The sequence below is a fragment of the Methanoculleus sp. SDB genome, assembly GCA_001412355.1.
GTDB lineage: Archaea > Halobacteriota > Methanomicrobia > Methanomicrobiales > Methanomicrobiaceae > LKUD01.
On sequence record LKUD01000046.1, the window covers coordinates 1 to 2,798 of the forward strand.

Here is a 2,798-nt window from a genome sequence, read left to right on the forward strand (position 1 = left end):
ACCTCTTCAAGGAAGATGTTTCCCGGTACATAGATCACATAGGGGCCGGCCAGGATTGACGGGTTTGGATAGTTCAGTGCCGAGCCGAGCGGGCTGTTCGATATCTGCCAGGCAACCTCCTGGTCTTCGTCGAACCAGCCTGATACCTGTGCGGATGTCGCGATGGTGACGCCCTGCGTTTCAGGTACTGCAGGGATTGAAGGGTCTGCACTTACCATGCCAGTCGCCAGGAAGGCAAGGGCCAGGAGCCCGATAATATAAATAAAATTTCTTTTCATTCTGATCACCACATTAGTGCCATGCGTTAGCACCTTCGATTGTGCCTCCGTTCGTGACTCTCCCGGCAAGTGCGTATTGCGTTGCTCCACCACCACCAGCTGCGAAATCAGGATCAATAGTTGCTCCATGTATCGCTGTGGCAGCCATTGCGTTGGTAGATCTCTGGATTGCGGCAGCGCCTTCTGCATTGAATGTACCTGGCACCGATATCCGGCCTGCCGCAGCACCCTGAATAACATCATCGATCGGGTTGCCACCAACTGACCTCGTTTGGACCTCAACGAAATCATACAGATCACCTGTTTGTGCCAAGGTATAGGCATCACCTGAACCTGTGCCACCTGGGTCTATCGAGGCATATTGGCCGGCGACAGCACCGTCAACCGAGGCGAAACCGGGGGCATCGACCTGACCTGTCGCGGCTCCCTGTTCGGTGATCATCAATCCTCCTTCAATGCCATACGAAGCCTCGCTTATAGCACTTGTTGTGAAATCACCGCCGGTTCCTGCAAAGGAGTAGGCATGTCCTGCGTAAGTACTTGCAATAATGGAAATCTGCCCTGCTGCGGCGCCATCAACCGATACCGTGCCAGGAACCTCGATCTCTGCGGCGGCGGCTCCCTGCATGGCACTGAGAGTACCTGTACCCCAGTAATCAGAATAGGTAGACGCTTCGTAGCCATTTCCTGTGATCGCAGCACTCCAGGCATACCCCCCGTTGTTACCCAAGACATCTATTTCCTGAGTTGCAAGGGCCCCTCCGGCATCAAAGGGGGTGGAAAACAGTGTCCCTTCAACGTCTCCGGCCGCCGCAACCTGGCTACCAGTGATGATTCCAGCCCCATCATAATGAGCTCTCGTACCTGCTGTGTCACCGTCACTGTTCGTGGCATAGCTCCCAATAGTACCGGAATTTCCACTAGCAAGATCAAATACGGATTGCCCAGCGACAGCGCCGTCGACCGTCATATCGGCAAGCCCTGCTGAGAGCTCGACCTGACCTGCCGCTGCACCCTGGGCCATAGCTATCCCGCCGGGTCCATTGAACTCGGCCCATGTCTCAGCCTCGTCGCCGTTCCCATTCGACGCACTGCTAGAGGCAGTACCGCCGTTTTCACTGCCGATTGCAGATTCCTGCCCAGCGACAGCGCCGTAACCGGTTACAAGACCGGGAACCTCGACCTGTCCAGCCGCTGCTACCTGGCCTGTAATGGCAATACCGTCTGTGGGGAATGACAACTGTGTTTCCGCGCTATTCCCTCCACCAGTAGCCATGCTGCTTGCCGATCCGCCGTTTTCACTATCGATAAATGAGTCTTGCCCTGCGACGGCACCGATAACACCAATGCCCAGCAAATTCACGTCGCCGGCACCTGCACCCTGGAATGTGTCGATCGTTCCTTCGCCCGTCATGCGGGTATTGGTATGCGCCTCGTACCCTGCATGAGATACACCCAGGCTTCCGGCAGCAGCGGCCTCTCCAAGTATTGTACTTTCCTGGATGGCAAGGACACCGTCAACGGTCGCAAAACCCGGCACACCGCCCTGGCCGGCAACCGCTGCCTGTTGCGTGTTGATGTCCGCATTCCCAATGGCATGTGCACCTGTGCTTGCCGTATCACCATTGGAACTCGCCGCACCACTGCCGATGAATGCACTGTCCCCGACGGCTCGTGTCTCCTGGCCTGCAGCAGCCCTGCCGGTGTCGTCGGAGTATTGTGCTGTAACCTGGACATCGGCTGCTGGTCCTGTTGCAGCAGCAACCGTGAATGCCACGTTTCCGCTGTTGTCAACTGCTAAAGTTCCGCTGTATACTCCATTGTCGGTTGCCCCGCCGAAATCATATGTCTCGGCCGACGCAAAAAAACAACAGAAAACGATCAATAACAGGGAAACAGTAGTAATAACTACTTTTTTGTGTCTCATAATCCCCTATCCTACAGTATCTATCAGCTGATACTTTTTTTAGTTAAAATCTGCTTTAACTAATTTTTCAGTTTATTAAAAGCATATATAAAATTATCGCTATTTCAGTGAACAGGCAAACAAGTAATTTACTATCGCACGCACTGTCAAAATCACCGATTGTCCTCATTTCCATGATCCATCTGGTCGCTTCGTGGAATAGTGGAATTATCTGATCTAAATCCAACGTTCAATAACCGAGTATACAGTAGTCATCGAGTGGCGCGATTATCATATAGGTGAATATGGTTTGGAGCTTGCCAGGGTGCGAAAATAATCCAGTACACTGTCCTGATGGGTCTGATAGAGGATGATGTGTAAAAAATGCCCGATAAAAAAATAGATAATTATCGTCTCATACCGGATTCGTAGTGCATATCCTTCTCAAAGACGGCTATCTGGCCGTATACTTCCGATAGCTCCTCGTATCTTAATTCTGAAGCAAGACCCGTACGAAGGATATACGCGGTTCCATCCTCCGGAAGCTCGAATGGTATGACTGCAAGGGTAGTGATCTCACCTTCCATGTCAAGGGCATTCATGAATGCCGATAC

General features: G+C 52.5%; 2 protein-coding genes and 1 pseudogene. All 3 read right to left on the reverse strand.

The genetic code is table 11. The features are described from left to right. The 3 genes and pseudogenes from APR53_09745 to APR53_09755 all read right to left on the reverse strand — a co-directional run bounded on the left by APR53_09745 (window position 1) and on the right by APR53_09755 (window position 2,786). Window positions 1-290, reverse strand: a pseudogene (locus APR53_09745). Between the two features lies 1 nt (window position 291). Continuing rightward, window positions 292-2,205, reverse strand: a complete 1,914-nt coding sequence (locus tag APR53_09750) for a hypothetical protein (protein ID KQC04653.1) — start codon at window positions 2,203-2,205, stop codon at window positions 292-294. 386 nt (window positions 2,206-2,591) lie between these two features. Beyond that, window positions 2,592-2,786 (reverse strand): hypothetical protein, encoded by a 195-nt coding sequence (locus APR53_09755; GenBank protein ID KQC04654.1) that lies wholly within the window; start codon window positions 2,784-2,786, stop codon window positions 2,592-2,594. Window positions 2,787-2,798: the final 12 nt, after the last annotated feature.